Below are 21,249 nucleotides of genomic sequence, written 5' to 3'. Positions count from 1 at the left end.
ATTTTTTTATGGTTTTTATTTAAAGATGTATTGCAAATATATCTTTAAATATGTATTTTAAATACATCTTAAACACCAGATCAAAAGAAGTTCAGCCATGACTCCACAACATATTGAATTAGTTAAATCTACTGTGCCTGTACTGCGTGAAAATGGTGTGGCACTGACCAGCTACTTTTACCAGCGCATGCTCAAGAACCATCCTGAACTTAAAAATGTATTCAATCTCGATCATCAAAGTACAGGTCGCCAGCCTCGCGCCTTGGCAGCTGCAGTATTAGCTTATGCAGAGCATATTGAAAACCCAAGTGTTTTAGCCAAAGCAATTGAACACATTTCGACTAAACATGTGAGCTTAGACATTCAGCCTGAGCAATATGCAATTGTGGGTGACAACCTATTGCATTCGATCAGTGAAGTGCTTGATGTACCCATGGATTCTGATTTGATCGCCGCATGGAAAGAAGCGTACTTGCAATTGGCCGATATTCTAATTGGTGCTGAAAAAGCCAAATATGAAACGCTTGCTACACAAAATGGTGGTTGGGCTGGCTGGCGTGCGTTTACTGTCGATGCGATTGAAAATACAGAAACTGGTAAAATCTTTACCCTCACTCCAAAAGACCAGCAAGATGTTGTTTCAGCAAATGCGGGACAATTTATTTCTGTAAAAGTACAAGTACCTAACCAAGAATTGCAACAACCACAACAGTTTAAATTTAGTCAGGCACAGCAAAACAATCAGTTTGTATTTGAAGTACAACCTGAAGAAAACCACAGCGAATTTTCAGTTGCAAATATTCTCATTCACCATGTAAATGCAGGCGATACAGTTCAACTGACTGCACCACTATAAGCATCTAAAAAGTTAGCAACTCATTCAAACATGCTGAGAAAGTTCCCTTCGGGGAGCTTTCACGTTAAGATAATCCACAATTTAGGATCCTTTTAACTTATGCAGCTGAACAAATTTACCGATTATGCCTTGCGTATACTCATGTATGTCTCACGCCCACGTGAGCTACCGTATACCATTGCGGAAATTGCTCAAGATCTGCATGTTTCACAAAACCATTTAGTGAAAATCGTGCACTTTATGGGAAAACAAGATTGGATTATTACCACTCGAGGTAAAGGTGGTGGCATTCGTTTAAATCCGAGTGCCCTACACATGCGTCTGGGTGAAATTGTTCGCACCTTGCAAGGCGGTAGCCCAATTGTCGAATGCAACACCCCACCCTGTGTACTGCGTGCTGGCTGTGGTTTAAAAGGCATTTTAGACCAAGCATTAGAGCAGTTTTATGACAGTTTAAATCAATATAGCTTGCAAGATATTTTGCAACGCAGTGGCCCAGCCAATTTCACTACACAATCGCCAATTCAGCTGATCAATCTTTAAAATCCATACTTTCCGCGGGGAATATTCGCTTGCTCACCGGACTTCCTTTATAATGGTTGTTTGTACCCGTTATTGAAGTTGAGTTATGCATCAGCACAGAGGAAAGTCTAGAAACAGTAAGACAGCCAACGCACCTAAGCAAAAGATCAGCTATGAGAAAAAAGTTGATCCTGCCATTACTGAGTACTCTGTACGCGCATTAAACTGGTTGCGTAAAGCTGAATTCTTAATGAGTGCACCCAAGCTGAACTTATGTGTAGAAGACACAGGCTATGAAATTGCCTTTGCCGGTCGCTCAAATGCAGGTAAATCAAGTGCGATTAATGCACTAACCAACCAAAAACAGCTGGCGCGTGCTTCTAAACGCCCTGGCCGTACGCAAATGATCAACTTTTTCAGCTTAGGTAATCCAGATCAACGCTTAGTCGATTTGCCTGGTTATGGCTATGCTGCCGTTCCAGAAGCCATGAAAATTGTGTGGCAAAAAGAGTTAGAGAACTACCTCATTCACCGTGAAAGTTTGCAAGGTCTTGTTTTGTTGATGGACATCCGCCATCCATTACAGCATTTTGACGTGATGATGTTGGAATGGGCTTATTCGCGTAAACTGTTTGTGCATGTACTTCTAACCAAATCAGACAAACTTAACCGTGGTCCAGCATCAAAAGCCTTGCAAGAAGTGAAAGCACAACTGAAAAAAATGAAGTTGCAGTTTTCAATTCAAACTTTCTCATCTTTAAACAAACAAGGTTTGGAAGAGTTGGCAAGTATTATGGGCGGTCGTTTGAACTTTACCCTTGAGCAAGCCGCTGAATTTGACTTGGCAAGTATTCCTGATGCTGAAGCTGACGAGTTTGTAGAAGGTTCAGATGATGAACTCGAAGATGATTTCGATGAGTCAGCGTTTGAAGCTTTAGATGTTGATGAGATTACAGAAGAACCATCAATTTCAGGCAACGAAGCTCAAACACCTGAAAAATAATCTGAACTCTCAAATCAGGTTGTTTATGAGATACATTGTCTAACAATAAACAACTCTATTTGATAACGAAATGTCCCGTATTGATAATCACAATACGGGACATTTTTTTCATACTGACTGCATGAACAATGTAAATAAATTAGCGCATCCAAAAAAGTCGCGCATTACAATAAGGATAGTCAGATGAAATTACTCTCCCGCCTGAAAAATTCAAAAATAGGCTCTTCTATTAGTTACAGCATCAAGCCACGTAAAGTTAAATTTGAATGGCAGGACACCCCTGTTGACTGGATTCCAAATCAACCTTTTGTCAGCTATTTTATTAATGAAATTAATATGATTTTGCCCGCGGGTGAGTTTTGGTTCTGTCGTCTTTATAACAAAGTACTGCCTAAAATAACCGATGAAAAACTTGCAGAAGATGTGCGCGCATTTATTCGCCAAGAAGCGATGCATGCTCAAGCACACAATTCTGCCAATAAAGAATATCTAACAGTACGCAACATTGATGTGAGCCGTAACTTAAAAATTATGGAGTTCCTGTTTGGCAAGGTATTGGCCGACCAGCCGATGGGCCTTGAAGTACCTAAAGCACTCGAACATCAGTGGGATTTGTTTCGTCTTGGAATTATCGCAACCGTTGAACACATGACCTGTGTACTCGGAAAATATGTGCTGTATAACACTGAATGGCAACGTTTAGGCGCAGACCCCAATATGTTGGACTTGGTTAAATGGCATGGTGCAGAAGAAATTGAACATCGCACGGTGGCTTTTGACTTGTACCGTCATTTAGGTGGTGGCTATATTTCACGTTACTATCAAAGCTTGCTGGTGATTGTTGCCGTAATTGGTCTATGGACTGATGGTGCAGCACATATTTTAGGACAAGATCTGCGCTATGCATCAATTAAACCTGCGGTTTATAAGCCTTGGATTTGGCGTGAATGGGCACGTATTGCACAAAAAGATAATCGATTAATGCCTCATCCACTGTGGTTGATTTCTCAGCAATTGGGCTATTTAATGCCTTGGTACGATCCTGTACATGAAGCTAAAACTGAAGATGCGATTGCTTATTTGGATCAATCACCTGCAGCTAAACGTGCACTGCCAAAAGTTGCTGCATAAACCATTAACCTAAGCACCCTATAAGCTTCATGGCTGAAAAATAAGATTGAAAATTAAAAAAGCAGGCGCTGATGCCTGCTTTTTTTATGATGCTCAATTCTCTATAGATAATAGATATTCATCTACACCACTACAGTGCAGAAAAAAATCAATCTTGAATTAACTTTCTGTTGCTACTTCAGGTTCTCGCGTGTGGCGATCCACCACCACACTAATCATCATATCACCCTGCACATTTACGACTGTACGCACCGTATCTAATAAGCGGTCAATGGGCAGTAAAATGGCTATTGCTTCGGCGGGCAAGCCCACGGACTGTAGCACCATAATCATGGTGACCATACCCGCACTTGGAATACCAGGTGCACCTAGTGATGCAATCATCGCAGTGGCGCAGACAATTAATTGTTGCCCCAAGCTCAAATCTAGTCCCATTAGGTTTGCAACAAATAGTGCAGCCGCGGCTTCATATAACGCAGTACCATCCATATTCAGCTGCGTGCCCAACGGAATAACAAAACCCGCCGTTTGTGGACGCACACCTAAATTTTCCTGTGCACATTTCATGGACAATGGCATGGTTGCAGAACTAGAACTGGTTGCAAATGCCGTGATCAGTGCCGCACGAGTCCCTTTAAAGAAGGTAATTGGGCTCATTTTGCCAAAAATCCACAACAGTAGTGGTAACACCACCGCACCGTGAAAAATAGTGGTTCCTGTAACTACGGCAGCAAATTCAGCCAAGCGGCTCAGTACAGAAATATCTTCTGTGGCAATTAACTTGGCCAATAACGCAAAAATGCCCAATGGTGCCAGTTTCATGACCCAGCTAATCATTAACATCATAATGTCAAAAAACTGCACACTCAGCTTACGCACACTCCTGAATTTATCCCCACCTTTCACCAATGCCACACCCAACAGTAAAGCAAAGACTACAACTGCGAGTACATTGCCTTCAGCAAAAGCTTTAAAGGGGTTAATTAAAGTATTTTGAATAAAATTAGTAAAAAATGATGATGGTGTCAGAGTATCTGGGCTTTGGTGCTGAGCCATCGCCTCTTGGAACATTTGGATGTCCACCCCTTTGCCCACCTGAAACAGATGCGCACAGGCCAAGCCCAATATAAGCGCCAGTGTAGTGGTGGTTACACAACAAGCCAAAGTGATTTTCCAGACACGGCCTAATTGCCCGCCCGCCTGCAAATTAGAAACACCCACCACAATCGAACTAAAAATAAGTGGGATCAACAGCATTTTTAGTAGTCCAATAAAAACACTGCTCATCAGCCCTAAGCCATATAAGCTCGCACTAAAGAATCCACTGTCTGGAAACAGATTCATTAAAAAACCGAAAACAACACCTAAAATGGCTGCAATCAAAATTTGGGTATTTAAGCTCATAGCTGAGTCATTTTTTTCAGGACATACTGCCAAGAACTATGCCATGTGCAAGGCAAAGATTCGATATTTATTTATGTAAAGCCCTGCAATTTTCCTGCTAAGGCATAGTACTGCCAATAAACATTCAACATTGCTGAATCGCTCACTCAAAGAATATTTAGCTCCTAGAAGTACCCTATCTTTTGCAACGCAGGCATAAAAAAACCGAATCCATCGATTCGGTTTTTGAAAATCAGCGACCTAAAAAAGCTTATTGCGTTTCAATTTCACGCAAACGAATTAAACCTTCTTGTGTGGTGCTACAGACCAACTCGCCGTTCTGCCACATACGGCCAAAATTCAAACCGCGTGAACTTGAGCTCACAGTTGCATCCATGTCGTATAGCATCCAGTCGTCCACACGAAATGGTTTATGGAAATACATGGCGTGATCAATGCTTGCACATTGCAAACTTGGCGATAAATAGCTTAAACCGTGCGGACGTAGCGCAGTCGTCATTAAAGTAAAATCTGAATAAAAAGCCGCAATCGCCTGATGCAAAGAAATATCATCGACATCATCCGCAATTTTGTCATGCGTACGAATATAATGTGCATACGATGGTGCAGCGGGTTGTGGCTGGAACGGATTTTGCGGATCAATTGGGCGAATTTCGACATGACGGTCTCGCATAAATGAAGCACGTACATTTTCAGGGACAAATTCAACCAACATTTTTTTAAGTTCAGCTTCTGATTTTATATCTTCAACCGCTGGATAATCCGGCTCTGCCACCTGATAATTTAAACCTTCTTCTTGTTCAGCAAATGACACCATGCACATAAAAATGGTTTTGCCATGCTGAATCGCACGCACCTGACGACTCACAAAACTACGGCCATCACGGATACGATCAACTTCATAAATAATTGGGGCGCTAACATCTCCACCAAATAAAAAGTAAGCATGCAGAGAATGAGCAGGACGATCTGTTGTATATGATGCTGCGCGAAGGGCTTGGCCTAACACTTGACCACCAAACACACGTTTACCCACCAAATTACGGCTTTGACCGCGAAAGATGTTCTCTTCTAGCTTTTCTAAGCTAAGCAGTTCAACTAACTCTTGAGTTAAAGCATTCATATACGACCTATTTGCATGGGATCACCCGAAATCAGGTAAAATTTAAATTCACAGTTCAGCACTATATTGCCATAAAAACCCACTAAAACCCTAAAGATTGGCTGACTGGACTGTCATATTCTTCTTCGAAATTATCTACTAAAAATACGTTTTTTAACGATAAAATCTTACAATATGTCTATAAAATGTTAGAAAATAGCATACTGTTTTTCGCTAAAATTATGCAAAATTTGTATCCCCCGAAATTTAATCGGGCTGGTTCATTCAAGTAGGAGTCTTTATGTCCAAGTCTGGCTTTGGTCAAATGTATCGAAAGCTTTCAAGTAAGCTTCTTGACCTCGTGGTAACACCACACGTTCTTGGCGAAGTGCCTACTGAACCTGCAATTGCAGAAACTTCAGATCAGCCACAATCTAAAAAGATTGTCTGCTATGTATTACAAACACATTCACGTAGTAATGCATTGGTGGTCGATGGTGAAACACGTCGTTTAAAATTGCACGCTGCGCTCGACCCGCTGAATGTGGGAACACATACTGAAAAAGCCTCAGTATTATTTTTACAGCATCGTGATGAAAATAATCTACTAAATCCGCCCCCACATGCTTTTCCACCACGCCTTTTGCGTTTAGTAGAAGCTTTAGAAAAACAGCCTGATTTAGATATTGAACTGGTTCCTGTAACCTTGCTCTGGGGCCGTGATCCAGAAAAAGAAGATTCTTGGTTAAAACTTTTATTTACAGATACTTGGTCTACACCAAGCCGTGTTAAACAGTTAATGAATATTGGTCTACATGGTCGTCAGACGTATATCGAATTTCATGAACCACAATCCCTACGAGCATTGGTCGATTATGCAAAGACTACGCATCCAAATCTGTCACCTGCCACTTATATCTTAAGTACGCTAAATGACTATCTTGATGGTCAACGTGAAGTGGTTTTAGGCCCAGATTTATCTGACCGTCGCAATGTGATGCATGGCTTGATTAAAGCCCCTGATGTGCAAGATGCAATCCGCCGTGAAAGTATTCGTGGCAAGATTAGTATGGTCGAAGCTGAACGTCGTGCGATTGGTTATCTAAATGAAATCGTGTCGGACTATTCACATTCAACTGTGCGTTTTGCAGACATTGCCTTAACTCGTTTGTGGACACAGTTATATGACGGTGTAGAAGTACATAATTTTAGTACTGTTCGCGAATTGGCTAAGGACTATGAAATAGTCTATACACCATGTCACCGCAGTCATATTGACTATCTATTACTGTCTTATGTGATTTATAAACGCGGGATGATGGTGCCGTACATTGCTGCGGGCGATAACTTAAATATGCCATTTGTCGGTCAAATTCTACGTGGCGGTGGTGCGTTCTTTATTCGCCGTAGCTTCCGTGGAAATGGCTTATATACGACGGTATTTAAAGAATATCTATACAGCATTTTGTCACGTAACACGCCACTCGAATACTTTATTGAAGGTGGCCGTTCGCGTACTGGTCGTCTGCTTCCACCTAAAACTGGCATGCTCGCAATGACCGTACACAGTCACTTACGTAACCCTGCGAAACCGATTGTGTTCTTACCAACTTATATTGGTTATGAACGCTTAATGGAAGGTGCAACCTACGTAGGCGAAATGAACGGTAAGCCGAAAGAAGGCGAATCGGTTCTGGGCATTGTGAAAACTTTACGTAAAATTGAACGTATTTTCGGTAAAGTGCATGTGAACTTTGGTGAGCCAGTTTTCCTCAATGATGTACTGAAACAACATGGCGTAGAGAATGTCAAAATTGAAAAAAATGACGACGCGATGCCAGCAGAAGTTTCAGATGCGGTCACCAGCTCTGCACATGCCATTTTGGAAAACATCAACCGTGCTGCCGTAATCAACCCTGTATCTTTGCTGTCACTGATTTTATTGGCTACGGCAAAACATACACTGGATGAAGAAATCTGTATTAATCAGCTCGATACATACCGTAACCTGCTCACTGCCCTGCCGTATGATGCACGCATGCAAGTTACACCTTTGTCAGGTAAAGAAATTATTGCCTACGGCTTGAAACTGAAATTGATTAAGCGTGTGAAGCATGTATTAGGCGATATTATTGCGATTGAAGATGGTCAAGCTGTATTGCTAACTTATTTCCGTAATAACATTTTGCACGCATTCATTTTGCCTTCACTCATTGCTGCCTTGGTGGAACATAACGGTTCAATCCGTCGTGGTGACCTCATCAATGTAATCCGTACTTTATATCCATTCTTAAAAGCTGAATTGTTCTTAAAATGGAAAGACGAAGAGCTTAAAGATCAAATTTGTGCTTATGCTGAAGCATTAATTCAAGCTAAGCTGATTTCTGAAGATACGGAAGGCAACTTAATTTCACCTGCACCAAACAGCGAATACCACAATCAATTGGTGGTGTTGGCTGCTCCTGTAATGCAGAGCCTTGAACGTTACTACATGACGTTAGCTTTAATTACTCAGCGTGGTTCAGGCAACATTTCAACGCGTCAGGTGGAAGAACTGAGTCATTTGGTGGGCCAACGCCTATCTGTACTGTATGAGTTCAACTCGCCTGAGTTCTTTGATAAAGCCTTATTCCAAAGCTTTATTAAAGTGCTGACGCAACAAGGTTATATCAGTACCAATGCTGACAATGCCATTGTATTTGATGAAAACTTCCAGAATGTTGCACAGTACGCCAATTTGGTACTGGACGATGTGACTTTGCAAATGCTACAGCACATTACAACATTCAGCGATGAGGAGCTAAAAGAAGCATTAGATAAAGTTGCTGATGAACAAGCGAAGAAACGCGCAAAACGTAAAAAGAAATAAGCGCTTATTTTCTTTCTGGTTGCGCGATATCTAGCACAGAAAAATGACTCAGTGACAGAGGGGGCAAGTTTTTAAAACTTGCTCCCTCTTTTTCTCTGCTTCATACACTTTTTGTATTTAAAGCATATATTTCGAATTTAGCAGAAGCACTATGCTGATAAATACGCTATAAAACATTTAGATAATAACTTTGAATATTGAACAATGGATTTTAAAAAATTAACCCAGAACAATAATAATTATGAAGTTAACCACAAGTTACCTTTTGCGAGTCGAACACCTGCAACATGTAGTGCTGATGATGTAAAACAAGCATTTCTATTTAGTTGGAATATGACTTTTGGTGCTACAGGAGAACATCGAAGCCATCGATCTGGCGGGAAAATCAGTCGTGATAATCGTCAAAAATTTTCTGATGTGTTTATAGGCAAATTAGGCGAAGTCGCTTTTTATAACGTAGTCAAAAATAGAGAAAAGGTTCATAAAGTTACCAATATTGATTATGAATGTTATGGCTTAGGCGCATGGGACAGCTCAGATTTTGTGGTAAATGATCAATATCATATTGCAATAAAAACAACAAAACACTTTGGCAATTTACTTTTATTAGAAGAAAAAGACTGGATAATTCGTGATGGCAAAGCCACGTATTTGCCCAATCAGCATTCAGAAAGTAAAGGCATTTATGATTTTCTATTTTTTAGTCGTGTAAATACCGATCTTCATGACCTTTTAAATCAGATCAAAATATCAACAGAAGCGGATCCCGAAGCTTTAAAGCCTATTTTTTTAGAGCAAATTTTGCCTAAAGTATCCGTTGCTTTAGAAGTGGTTGGCTATGTGTCCAATCGCAATTTAGTCAAAATGATTGAAGAGGAATATATCCTACCACAAAATGCGATGCTGAATGGAAAAACCCAAATGGATGCCTCAAACTACTATCTTCAAAGTGGCTTTTTTAGAGAAATTCCAGCAGGCTAATTTAGCCATTTGGCTTTCAACATTTCCTCAATTAAAAGCCTAGGTTAAGACCAAGATGAGCATGTTAATTCACGCTCATCTGTACGGTCTTCAAGCTGTAACTGTTCTAAATCCAAAAATCTTAGTTTGCAATTCGGCATTTAACTGTAAAGTTAAAAATACCCGATCATGCTATAGAAGCTCTATTTGCAAGCTTTCAGTTTTTTCTTTTTTAATGTTTAAAGCTTTTCTAATTTCTAAAGCAATTCTTTCAATAACGGGCACTACCACACTGTTGCCTGCCTGTTTATACAGATTTGCATTGCTAGTTTGTTGAGGCAAAATAAAATCTTTAGGGAAACCTTGGAAGTTAAAGCATTCTCGTGGCGTTAATTTTCTAATGGTATCCGCTTTACCTTGTACATTGAGCAAAGGAACATTGTGACCACCTGTGCCCATATTGGCAGTTAAGGTTGGGCACATATTGCTTTTGTTGGCACGAACATACTGACGGCGCCATTGATACAAGGTTTCTGCATCTTTAATGTCTTCAACCAGTTGATTAAAGAAAGGCGTCTTTTCTGTATAGAAGTATTTTTTGTCAATGTTCGCTTCATCTTCCAACAGATCACTAATCTTGGTTTCTAGAGGGATCGCTTCTGGAAAATTAAACTTTTCATGCGCTTTAATATCTTTAAAACATACCACGTAAATACGTTCACGGTTTTGAGGCGTATTCCCGTATTCACTTGCATTTAAAACTTTGTATTTAACATGATAGCCATGATTTTTAAGGCTTTCTAAAATCACTTTAAATGTATTCCCTTGGTCATGACTGACTAAGTTTTTGACATTTTCGAGCAAAATTACAGCGGGCTTTTTCTCATTAAAAATTCGTTCTAGCTCAAAATATAAGTTTCCGCGGCCTTTTTCATCCTCAAAACCTTGGCGATAACCTGCAACAGAAAATGCTTGGCATGGAAAACCTGCAAGCATAATATCGAAATCTGGAATTTCAGAAGCATCTACGTCATTGATATCTCTATGATCAACATAAAAATTAAAATTCGCGCGGATTGTTTCTACTGCGAATTTATCAAGTTCATTTGCATAGATAGTCTCAAATCCTGCTTTATCAAAGCCAAGATCGATTCCACCAACACCTGCAAAAAAAGACGCACACTTCATTTCTATTCACGATATGTTTTAACTTATAAGAAGTCTAAAGCCTTATGCCTAAAAAAGCAGCCCATAAATTGGAGCAAATACATAAATAATTTATACACCCATTATGTTTAGGTTAATCTGCGTACTCGTTAGAAAATAAATTAATAAAAACATGAATTATAAAGTTTTTTATTCAATTCAATCTTAATACTCAAGATTTCAACAAAATAATAAAAATGAATAGATACGCGATAAACACTTATAAATTAAAAAGATTTATTCCATCATCATTGGCTATCCTGCCCAAGCTCATACAAACAACAATATAAAAAATTGAGATGATTAGGGGGCTAAAGAAAAAATAACAGGGCTATGATCAATGAATCATATACAACGCCAAGTACAGAGAATATCCCTTCAGTCAGAGCTCATCATGTATTAATCGAAAGCCGATGGCTTTCATGCGCGTGGCATAAATCCTTTTCCCCGTTTCTCGCTCACTTTCCAGTACCAGTTCAGCTAAGTTCAAAGATCTTTGAATTTTTAGTATTCGTTCATGTAAAGATTGTGGCTGATTATTGGTGCAGATATATGATTTTTCAGGATGTTCCACGTGAAGTAGATGCACCAAAAACCGCGCAAGATCGTCAATATGTATCCTATTTGACCACTGAATCGTTGGGTAGCTTGTAGTATGTGCTGCCAGTTTCTGCATACGAGCAGATGAACCACTGTAAATCCCAGTCGGACGTACAATTACACAGGCTTGATCCAAATACTGCTGATATAACTGTTCCATGCCTAGCAACAAATTGCCTTGCACATCACTCGGATTGGGTACAGTGTCATCATCAACGTATTCGCCTGCATTTTCACCATAGACCCGCGTAGATGAAACTACAATCAGTCGCTGAATAGGATGATCTTTTAAGGCCTGAACAATAGGTTTTACACTATCAACATAGGTCTGCTGATACGCCTCTATCGTGGAGACATTGGGTGACAACAACACATAAGCGATATCTACAGGTGCAATGTCGCTCAAATCTAATCGCTGTACATCTTGAATCAGATGATTGGCATAAACATCCGTTTTCAGGCTTTGACTGATTGTGGTAATTTGGTGGCCCTGCTCAAATAACAGTTTTGCAGCGCGTTGAGATGTTTTACCATAACCTATAAATAAAATATGCATTTAGCACCTAATCACAGACGTATGATCTGTCCAAAACAGACCGAGGGGAAATGGCTGCTGTTCATCAACTGCAAGGCGTAGGCAATGCTGCTAGCGCATTACTTGAAAAACTGAATATTTTTACCACCGACGACTTACTGTTTCATTTGCCACGTGACTATGAAGATCGTAGCACCATTATACCAATGAATCAGCTGACTGTTGGCCGTAGCTATTTGCTCGAAGGCATTGTCAAAAGTGTGGACTTTCCGCCAGGTAAACGCAAATCTATGGCGGTGTTGCTGGATGATGATACTGGCAAAGTCACCCTACGTTTTTATCATATTTATAAAGGGATTACTGACCGCGCAAAAATGGGCGCTCGCCTACGCATCTTTGGTGAAGTTCGTGTAGGTGCGCGCGGACTGGAAATGTACCATCCAGAATTACAATTAATTAGCGAAGATACCCCGCTACCGCAAACCCAACTAACGGCTATTTACCCTGCAACCGAAGGGCTGACACAGCCCAAACTGCGTGAATATGTCAAACAAGCTTTAGAAAATCACAGCGATAACCTACCTGAACTACTGCCACCAAAATTTACCAATGGCTATGCACTGAAACAAGCGCTGGACTATATTCATCATCCACCCGTCAATGCCAATATGTTGCAGCTGACCCAAGGTTCACACCCTGCCCAGCAACGTTTGATTTTTGAAGAACTGGTGGCGCATCAAGTCAGCATGCTGAGTCGCCGTGCTTATATCCAACAAATTGAAGCGCCTTCATTTAGCCCTAGTCAAAACTTTGCCAAGGCTTTACTCGCTAGCCTACCCTTTGAGATGACAGGCGCACAAAAGCGTGTGTCTAAAGAAATTGCTCAAGATTTAAAACAGAATAAACCCATGCTCCGTTTAGTTCAGGGTGATGTGGGTGCAGGTAAAACACTGGTTGCAGGTGTGGCAGCCTGTCATGCCTTAGAAGACGGCTGGCAAGTTGCCTTAATGGCGCCAACTGAAATTTTGGCAGAACAACATTATTTAAACTTTAAAAAGTGGTTTGAGCCTATGGGCCTGACCGTATCTTGGCTTTCGGGCAAACAAAAAGGTAAGGCCCGTGCTACTTCTGAACAAAGCATACAGGACGGTAGCGCCAATTTAGTAGTCGGTACGCATGCGCTATTTCAAGACAATGTGGCCTTTGCCAAGCTTGGGCTAGTCATTATTGATGAACAGCACCGTTTTGGTGTCGATCAGCGTTTGGCACTACGCAACAAAGGCTTAAATGGCATGACCCCGCATCAGCTAGTGATGACCGCTACCCCTATTCCCCGCACGCTAGCAATGTCTGCTTATGGCGACCTAGATACCTCAGTGATTGATGAACTGCCACCAGGGCGTACTCCTATTCAAACGGTCACTATTCCACTCGACCGTCGTGAAGAGGTATTACAACGTATTGCCACCAACTGTGCTGAGGGCAAACAAGCTTATTGGGTGTGCACACTGGTAGAGCAATCAGAAACTTTAGATGCTCAAGCCGCTGAAGCCACTTTTGCAGAAATTAAACAACGATTCCCTGAAATCAATATTGGTTTAGTACACGGCAAAATGAAAGCCGATGAAAAGCAACTGGTGATGCAACAGTTTAAAAATAATGAACTACAATTGCTGATTGCTACCACCGTGATTGAAGTTGGGGTTGATGTGCCCAATGCATCCATCATGGTCATTGAAAATGCTGAACGTTTAGGATTATCTCAATTACACCAGCTTCGCGGACGTGTAGGACGAGGTGCTAAAGCCAGCTTTTGCGCTCTGCTGTATAAAAATCCGCTGTCGCAAAATGGCCAAGAACGCTTACGCATCATGCGTGAAACCAATGATGGTTTTATTATTGCAGAAAAGGATTTAGAAATTCGTGGGCCGGGTGAAATACTCGGGACTAAACAAACGGGCGATATGGGCTTTCGTGTAGCAAAATTAGAACGTGATGATCATCTGCTGGATCAGGCCCATTATGTTGCCCAGCAAATTTTAAAAGATCACCCCCAAAATGCCGAAGCGTTACTCAAGCGTTGGCTACCGGAAGCCCCACGCTATGCCTACGTCTAATTCTATATGGCAACAATTGACAGGATTGCTTAGAAGCATTCAACCCTGCCAACTTTGCCATGCAGATACGCAACACTGGCATCAGGTCTGTGAGGACTGTTGGAAGTCACTCCCTTGGCAAAGGCAAGCATTACAACGCCAAGGTATAAACATTATCGCGCCATGTCGTTACGACTATCCACTTAATCGAATCATTCAACAATACAAATATCAACAACAACTTCAATTTCAGCCACTTCTATCTGGCTTACTCAGCACGCTAAAACTGCCCCAAAAAATACATGCCATTGTTCCCATGCCTATATCGACAGAACGACTCGCAGAACGAGGCTTTAATCAGTCCTTATTGATTGCTCAAGATTTAGCAAAACAATTAAATGTTCCTATTTGGCAACCTGTCACGCGCTTAAAACAGCATGCACAAAAAGGCTTGAGCCGTTTAGAGCGTATGAGCGATATACAGCAACAATTTAAATTGACGCCACCAGATCCCGTACGTTATCGACATGTTTTGATTGTCGATGATGTGGTGACTACTGGTAGCTCTATTCAAGCGCTACACAACTGCCTCATAGAATTGGGTTGTCAGCAGATCTCTGTTGCTTGCTTAGCGGTTGCAGAAGTTTAAAGTTATCTAAACAAATATAGCCTATTGCTCATGAAGTGACTGAAGACACCAGTTGCTGTTTAATCCATGGAATAATAATTTGTGTGGTCAATGGTGCGAGCGGTGTTTCGTTGTCATCTAAATCTACCCAGCGCATTTCTGCAATTTCTGCATGTACTGTTGGAATTTGATCTAAAGTTACATGGTAGACATAACTCACCAATTGATGATCTGGCTCATTGGCAGTCGCCGTTTCAAAACGCCCAAGATAATGCTGAATGTTGGCCTGACAGCCAATTTCTTCAGCAATCTCACGCACAATAGTCTGCGCTGGAAGCTCATTCGGTTCCAGCTTGCCACCCACCTGCATAAAGCAGGCAGTATTTTTCTTACGTACTACGAGCATTTGTTGCTGTTCATTCAACACAATGCCCGCAGCCACAGTAATGACTTTCATCTTAATGCTTCACCAAATCTTGTTGATCTGCCGCCATGCCCCATTTAGGTTGTGGCGCCGTATATTGCTTAAACTGCATTAAAATATCTTCGATTTTATCTGATACAACCAGCGCATCAGCAAAGCGAGTTTGTGTAAAACCCTTTTCAACTGTGAGCTGAATAAACTTAAGTAAATCAGTATAAAAATCATCAATATTTAAAAATGCGTAAGGTTTCAAATGAATGCCCAATTGTGCCCAAGTCCATTGTTCAAAAATTTCTTCCAATGTTCCTGCACCACCTGGAATCGCAATAAAACCATCCGAGAGTTCAGACATTTTGGTTTTACGCTCATGCATGTTTTGCACTACATACAATTCAGTCAAATGTGGATGCGCCAATTCACGGTCCACCAATTGCTTAGGAATCACGCCAATCACTTGACCACCCGCCTGCAACGCACTGTCTGCCACAATGCCCATCAGGCCTGAACGGCCACCACCATACACCAATGTGATGTGATGTTTTGCCAAACATTGCCCCACCTGAATTGCGATTTGCTCATAAACAGGGTCTGTACCTAAGGCCGAACCACAAAAAATTGCTATAGAATTCATCATCTCTTACCCTGTTATTGAATTGTCATGCTTGGAATCTAAACTTCGTTCAGATTTTTTAATAAAATAATCATTCGAGCAGTGTATTTCTAAGCATCCTTGTCTAAAATACACGCATTCATTTTTACATACTGCGCAAGGGAGAAAAGACGGCATGCTGGAAGCCTTTTACGCCACAGAGCGCGGTAGTTTAGAAGATACCACAGTCAATGGTGACTTCGATCTACATCAAGATTTAGTCTGGCTTGACCTCATTGCACCATCTCAAGAAGAACAGCAATGGATCATGGATGCATACGAGCAAAATTTACCAACGCTCAAATCTCTAGAAGACATTTCTTCCTCTGCACGATTTTACCGTGATGACGACGGTATTTTGCATATCAGTACGTATTTTTTAACGAAAAATAAAAACTTTCAGGTCGATGGTGAAACTGAAGAAAACTCTAGCATTTTAGCCACGGTACAGACAGTCGCTTTTATTTTACATAAAGAGCGCCTATTTACTTTGCGTGGTGAAAAGCTGGTGGCATTTCGTGCCTTTCGTGCACGTGCGCGTCGCAATGACTATGAGATTGATTATAAAGATCCAACGTGGATTTTATTGGGCCTCTTAGAAGCGAAACTTGATGAGCTTGCGGATATCTTAGAAGATATCCACAAAGACTTGGAAAAATACTCCACAGAAGTGCTGAACAACCGTCACCGTGAAATGATTTTAGATTTGGATGACATGATTACCCGCTTGGCACAATTAGAAGACATGCTTGGGAAAGCACAGCTGTGTCTTATTGACCTACGTCGTGTACTCACCTTCTTATCACGGCCTCGTGCGCTGGGCAGTCATATTTACGATGCAGATATTCGAGAGCTCAGCGAAGACGTGCGCTCACTGGTCGAACATGATGCTTTCTTATTCCAAAAAGTACGTTTCTTGCTAGACACCACATCAGGCTTCATTAATACCGAGCAGAACGATACCATTCGTCGATTTTCGATCTTACCAAGTATGCTAGCGCCACCAATGCTGGTAGCCAGTATTTACGGCATGAACACCGACGAGCTCCCTTTTGCACATGGGACTACCAGTTTTATTATGGTGAGCTTAATTTTAATTGCTTTCTTAATTGGCCCGCTCATTTATTTCCGTTGGAAAAAATGGATTTGAGCAAGCTTTAAAGCCCTACTAAAGACAGAAGCACAAACACCACAACTTATTTCCCCCCATGATTTAGGCAGCATAAAAAAGCGCCTTAAAAGGCGCTTTTTTATTCGCTACAATTTTAAATGATCTTCAAATCATGCTCTAAATGACAGGCCTGTATGATTTTCATCATTTTTTCAGGGACTGCTTTAAACGCTAGACCTTGCGCATTTGGTGTTTGTCGCAACCAACGCACCAACACAGCCAATGCCAGCGTACTGCCATGCTCCAGAGCAGATAAATTCACTGTAATGGGGTATTGCTGCTGTGTCTGAAGAACTTTCAGCCCCTGAGCGTAGTACTGTTCAGCATTGCCATAGTCAATTTTTCCAGTCACATGCAATTCTTCAGCAGTGAATTCAATCATATTAAACCTGCTTATTTTTTCTTTTCAACGGCAGCTTCAGCATCAGGCTTGAAGTTCGCAATTGATTTATCCAAGTTACCACCATTACGTTTTACAGTTGCCGCAAACTGATTACGGAATTGTAAACCTAGGTCGATGCCTGAAACGTTAATATTACGGATTTTCCATTGGCTACCTTTATCTGCCAACTGGAAAGATACTGGAATTTTTTCGCCATTGTTAATAAAGTCGATCGTCACAACAGGATTGGTTGGGTTATTCGACTTAAATGGACGCATGGTGTAGGTTTGGTTGCTATATTTTGCAAAAGCAGTACCATAGTTTTCGATGAGAGTTTCACGGAAATTCTTTTCGAACTGAGCACGTTGCGCAGCCGTACTGTTCTGATTCGTTGCGTATGTACCCATCACAATGCGCGTGAATGCTTGTGAATCAATATACGGGTCAAGATTTTGACGCACAATTGCTTTTACTGCTGCAGGGTTATTTTGCAGTTTAGATTGGTCTGCTTTTAAACGAGTGATCAACCCATCAGCCACTTTCTTAATAAATGCAGGTGGCGTTTCAGATGGTGCTGCAAAAGCGGTACCTGCAAGCATTGTCGAAAGTATGCTAGCTGTTAAGGTTTGTTTCACCAAAGTATTCACGTGTTTTCTCCTCAAAAAACTATTCTGTAAATGACGGTTCTGCATCTGCAGTGGTATCTGTCTCTTCAGCTTTAGCGTCAGATGACTTACCTGCACCACCGGTTACAAATTTGGTAATTAAGTCTTCAATTTCCATCGTGCCCTGTGTGTTCACAATTTGAGAGTCACGCTTCAAATAATTCAGACCGCCACCTGGTACAATTTTCAAATATTTCTCACCCAACAAGCCGTTGGTTGCAACCATAATATAAGCATCTTCGTCCAGATTGGTGATGGACTTCATGTTAGCAATAAGTTGCTTTTCCATTTCTTTTTGTTGTGCAGGATCTGCTGCTTCATAGTCCGAACTATAGCGTAGCTCTTCTAAAGCATCTTTTTGAACTTGTTTTAACTGTTCTGCATTAAAGGTCGTTAAGCTACCATCTAGTGTCAGATGTACTGTCGCTAAACGTGTTACAGGGTCGAGGGTAATTGAATCTACTTGTCCAATTTTAACACCACTCATAGCCACTTTTGCACGCGGCTTAATCCCATTCACATTTTCAAAAACAGCGGTCATTCCATAGCTGTCTTTTAAATTGTTGCCCACCAAACCGCTCACACGCATGGCTAAGAAGAATAAAGCAATACCAAATAGAATTACAAAAATGCCGACGGCCAGCTCACTCGTACGTGATTTCATTAAATACCTCCGAACATGACCGCAGTCAACACGAAATCAAAACCTAAAACACACAGCGACGAATACACCACTGTACGTGTTGTAGAAGTTGCAATACCTTCAGATGTTGGTTCACAAGCATAGCCTTGATACACCGCAATCCATGTACAAATTAACGCAAACACAAAACTTTTAATAATCGTGCCATTCAGCACATCTTTAAAAAATTGCACGCTACTTTCTATACCACTCCAGTACGAACCTTCATCCGCACCCAAGAAGTCTACACCTACCAATTTACCGCCCATAATGCCGACCGCAGCGAAAATGACAGACAACATTGGCAGACTGATGATACCTGCCCATAAACGTGGTGATATCACACGTTTTAAAGGGTCTACACCAATCATTTCCATGCTTGACAGCTGTTCAGTGGCTTTCATTAAACCAATTTCAGCAGTTAATGCCGAACCCGCACGTCCTGCAAACAATAAAGCAGCAACGACAGGTGCAAGTTCTCTTAACAACGTTAATGCAACCGCCGTACCAAGCATGGCTTCACTACCGAAAGTAGATAAAATGCTGTACATCTGTAGGCCCAAGACTGAACCAATAAACAGGCCTGATACACTAATAATCAGTAACGACAGCACCCCAACACGGTACATCTGATAAATAAATAGCTTCACCCCAAGCCATGTTGGCAAAGAGCACAAAATTTGCAACAACATAATAAATGCTGTGCCAATGCCTTGAACACGTTCAATGACGCGTCTACCTAATGTGGCAATTGCATTCATGAACGAACCTCTTGCGACAAATATGGCTGATGGCTAAATTGATAGTCGACCGGACCATCGACCGAACCTGTAAGGAACTGACGGACAAAAGGCGATGCATGTGCTTTAAGCTCAGCAGGTGTCCCCTCGCCCTGAACTTTGCCTTCTGCAACCACATAAATATAGTCAGCAATCGATAAAGTCTCTGCGACATCGTGCGACACAATAATCGTCGTCAGGTCCAGAGCTTCACGTAAAGAACGAATTAAACGCGTTAATACGCCCATTACAATCGGGTCTTGGCCCGCAAATGGCTCGTCATACATAATCAGCTCAGGATCCAGTGCAATCGCACGTGCTAATGCCACACGACGATTCATCCCACCCGATAATTCTGCAGGCATAAACTGTTCTGTACCACGTAAACCAACAGATTCAAGCTTCAGTGAAACCAATTCTGATATGAGATGCTCAGGTAATTTGGTATGCGCGCGAATTGGAAATGCTACGTTTTCATAAACCGACATATCTGTAAATAATGCACCGCTTTGGAAGAGCATGCCCATACGTGCACGTGCAGCAAATAATTCTTGACGCGACATTTGGCCAATATTTTTACCATCTAGGAGGACTTCACCTGCATCGGGTACCAACTGACCACCAATTAGACGCAATAAGGTGGTTTTACCCGTACCTGAAGGCCCCATAATGGCAGTGATTTGACCACGACGAATGGTTAAGCTGACATTGTCATAAATGACACGCTCTCCTCGCTTAAAACTCAAATTTTTCACTTCAATCAGTGATTGAGCCTGAAGAGGTGTTGGATTATTCATAGCTGAGCTTATTCCTGCATTTTTTCAGCACGCATACTATAAAGGATTAAAGAACATAATGTTACCTTTCCATGTAACAGAAGATGATTAAATTATAGTGGTTTTTTACTTTTTATTTTTTAAAGCTTGGTAAAAACAAGGCGTGCGAGTTTAAACCCAATGATTATAGATATAATAAACAATATTGCTTAAAAATAAAGCTAACCCGATATAAGGCATAAGCACCTCCAAAGAAGAAGCTTGTAAAAACTGCTTGCTAGCATTCAATATATTTATCAAATAAGACAAGAAACATGATCAAGTATACATTTTATAAAAAAAAGGACAAATAAAAACCGGCGAATGGCCGGTTTTTATTTTTTATTTCAGACGAAATTCAATTAGTCATTGAATTTGCGACCGCGTTCGCCATCTTCACGACGTGGACGGTCTGAATTAAATTCGCGACGTGGACGGTCATCACCAAAACTACGTTTTGGACGGTCACCAAAACCACCTTCACGGCGTGCTGGACGATCACCAAAATCACGTTTTGGACGATCACCAAAGCCACCTTCGCGACGTGGTTTGTAATCTACGCGGTTGCCACGGTTGTCATCATTCGAATCAAAACGTGGTTTATCATTGAAACCACCTTCACGACGTGGGCGATCGTTGTTGAACTCACGACGTGGACGGTCTTCGAAACCACCTTCACGGCGTGGACGATCGTTGTTGAATTCACGACGTGGACGGTCTTCGAAACCACCTTCACGGCGTGGGCGATCGTTGTTGAATTCGCGACGCGG

The 21,249-nt window shown here is 41.3% G+C and carries 20 protein-coding genes and 1 pseudogene; 9 read left to right on the top strand and 12 right to left on the bottom strand.

Features of this window, described 5'->3' with window-relative positions; all coding sequences use genetic code 11:
* Nucleotides 1-97 precede the first annotated feature (97 nt).
* The 4 genes from D9K81_RS13355 (at nt 98) to D9K81_RS13340 (ending at nt 3,512) form a co-directional block, all read left to right on the top strand.
* Nucleotides 98-856 (top strand): globin domain-containing protein, encoded by a 759-nt coding sequence (locus tag D9K81_RS13355; protein WP_120373546.1) that lies wholly within the window; start codon nt 98-100, stop codon nt 854-856.
* 99 nt (nt 857-955) lie between these two features.
* A complete protein-coding gene (locus D9K81_RS13350; protein WP_120373547.1) occupies nt 956-1,399 on the top strand; it encodes an RrF2 family transcriptional regulator in 444 nt (147 codons plus the stop codon).
* Between the two features lie 85 nt (nt 1,400-1,484).
* On the top strand, nt 1,485-2,381 hold the full coding sequence (gene yihA / locus D9K81_RS13345; protein WP_120373548.1) for a ribosome biogenesis GTP-binding protein YihA/YsxC: 897 nt from the start codon (nt 1,485-1,487) through the stop codon (nt 2,379-2,381).
* 183 nt (nt 2,382-2,564) lie between these two features.
* Complete coding sequence (locus D9K81_RS13340) at nt 2,565-3,512, top strand: metal-dependent hydrolase (protein ID WP_120373549.1); 948 nt, start codon at nt 2,565-2,567, stop codon at nt 3,510-3,512.
* Between the two features lie 159 nt (nt 3,513-3,671).
* Here the strand turns inward: D9K81_RS13340 and D9K81_RS13335 are convergent, their stop codons facing one another.
* Entirely contained in the window at nt 3,672-4,916 is a 1,245-nt protein-coding gene (locus D9K81_RS13335) for a dicarboxylate/amino acid:cation symporter (protein WP_120373762.1), read from the bottom strand.
* Nucleotides 4,917-5,166: 250 nt separating this feature from the next.
* Nucleotides 5,167-6,039, bottom strand: a complete 873-nt coding sequence (locus D9K81_RS13330) for an acyl-CoA thioesterase (protein WP_120373550.1) — start codon at nt 6,037-6,039, stop codon at nt 5,167-5,169.
* Nucleotides 6,040-6,319: 280 nt separating this feature from the next.
* On the opposite strand from D9K81_RS13330, the gene plsB reads away from it, so the two are divergent.
* Complete coding sequence (plsB, locus tag D9K81_RS13325) at nt 6,320-8,887, top strand: glycerol-3-phosphate 1-O-acyltransferase PlsB (protein WP_120373551.1); 2,568 nt, start codon at nt 6,320-6,322, stop codon at nt 8,885-8,887.
* Between the two features lie 204 nt (nt 8,888-9,091).
* Entirely contained in the window at nt 9,092-9,868 is a 777-nt protein-coding gene (locus D9K81_RS13320; protein WP_120373552.1) for a hypothetical protein, read from the top strand.
* A 171-nt stretch (nt 9,869-10,039) separates the two neighbouring features.
* Here D9K81_RS13320 and dcm read toward each other — a convergent pair whose 3' ends face one another.
* Nucleotides 10,040-11,035 carry a DNA cytosine methyltransferase gene (dcm, locus tag D9K81_RS13315; protein ID WP_120373553.1) on the bottom strand — a complete coding sequence of 332 codons (996 nt, stop codon included), beginning with the start codon at nt 11,033-11,035 and terminating at the stop codon, nt 10,040-10,042.
* A gap of 400 nt (nt 11,036-11,435) precedes the next feature.
* Nucleotides 11,436-12,209: a Rossmann-fold NAD(P)-binding domain-containing protein gene (locus D9K81_RS13310; RefSeq protein WP_121523442.1), complete on the bottom strand. Its 774-nt coding sequence runs from the start codon at nt 12,207-12,209 to the stop codon at nt 11,436-11,438.
* A gap of 50 nt (nt 12,210-12,259) precedes the next feature.
* Between D9K81_RS13310 and recG the strand changes: the two genes are divergently transcribed.
* Nucleotides 12,260-14,305: an ATP-dependent DNA helicase RecG gene (gene recG / locus D9K81_RS13305; RefSeq protein WP_120373555.1), complete on the top strand. Its 2,046-nt coding sequence runs from the start codon at nt 12,260-12,262 to the stop codon at nt 14,303-14,305.
* Entirely contained in the window at nt 14,292-14,933 is a 642-nt protein-coding gene (locus D9K81_RS13300; protein ID WP_120373556.1) for a ComF family protein, read from the top strand. Before recG ends, D9K81_RS13300 begins: the two co-directional genes overlap by 14 nt.
* Before the next feature lie 28 nt (nt 14,934-14,961).
* On the opposite strand, the gene D9K81_RS13295 is transcribed toward D9K81_RS13300, so the two are convergent.
* On the bottom strand, nt 14,962-15,369 hold the full coding sequence (locus tag D9K81_RS13295; protein ID WP_120373557.1) for an NUDIX hydrolase: 408 nt from the start codon (nt 15,367-15,369) through the stop codon (nt 14,962-14,964).
* Nucleotide 15,370: 1 nt separating this feature from the next.
* Nucleotides 15,371-15,967 (bottom strand): LOG family protein, encoded by a 597-nt coding sequence (locus D9K81_RS13290; RefSeq protein WP_120373763.1) that lies wholly within the window; start codon nt 15,965-15,967, stop codon nt 15,371-15,373.
* 154 nt (nt 15,968-16,121) lie between these two features.
* Here D9K81_RS13290 and D9K81_RS13285 point away from each other — a divergent pair, with 154 nt between their 5' ends.
* On the top strand, nt 16,122-17,135 hold the full coding sequence (locus tag D9K81_RS13285; RefSeq protein WP_120373558.1) for a CorA family divalent cation transporter: 1,014 nt from the start codon (nt 16,122-16,124) through the stop codon (nt 17,133-17,135).
* A gap of 115 nt (nt 17,136-17,250) precedes the next feature.
* On the opposite strand, the gene D9K81_RS13280 is transcribed toward D9K81_RS13285, so the two are convergent.
* From D9K81_RS13280 to D9K81_RS13255, 6 genes and pseudogenes are all read right to left on the bottom strand, one after another.
* Complete coding sequence (locus tag D9K81_RS13280; RefSeq protein WP_120373559.1) at nt 17,251-17,538, bottom strand: STAS domain-containing protein; 288 nt, start codon at nt 17,536-17,538, stop codon at nt 17,251-17,253.
* Nucleotides 17,539-17,549: 11 nt separating this feature from the next.
* A complete protein-coding gene (locus D9K81_RS13275; RefSeq protein ID WP_120373560.1) occupies nt 17,550-18,185 on the bottom strand; it encodes an MlaC/ttg2D family ABC transporter substrate-binding protein in 636 nt (211 codons plus the stop codon).
* Between the two features lie 19 nt (nt 18,186-18,204).
* Nucleotides 18,205-18,867, bottom strand: a complete 663-nt coding sequence (mlaD, locus tag D9K81_RS13270) for an outer membrane lipid asymmetry maintenance protein MlaD (RefSeq protein ID WP_120373561.1) — start codon at nt 18,865-18,867, stop codon at nt 18,205-18,207.
* Nucleotides 18,867-19,646: a lipid asymmetry maintenance ABC transporter permease subunit MlaE gene (gene mlaE / locus D9K81_RS13265; protein WP_120373562.1), complete on the bottom strand. Its 780-nt coding sequence runs from the start codon at nt 19,644-19,646 to the stop codon at nt 18,867-18,869. The genes mlaD and mlaE overlap by 1 nt, the downstream gene beginning before the upstream one ends.
* The gene (locus tag D9K81_RS13260; protein ID WP_120373563.1) at nt 19,643-20,461 is read right to left on the bottom strand and encodes an ABC transporter ATP-binding protein; all 819 of its coding nucleotides are present in this window, start codon (nt 20,459-20,461) and stop codon (nt 19,643-19,645) included. Before D9K81_RS13260 ends, mlaE begins: the two co-directional genes overlap by 4 nt.
* A 380-nt stretch (nt 20,462-20,841) precedes the next feature.
* Nucleotides 20,842-21,249 (bottom strand): annotated as a pseudogene (locus tag D9K81_RS13255) (DEAD/DEAH box helicase); the annotation flags it as partial.

This window comes from Acinetobacter chengduensis (genome assembly GCF_003664645.1).
GTDB classification, from domain to species: Bacteria; Pseudomonadota; Gammaproteobacteria; order Pseudomonadales; family Moraxellaceae; genus Acinetobacter; species Acinetobacter chengduensis.
This window is presented reverse-complemented; position numbering and strand designations above follow the sequence as displayed.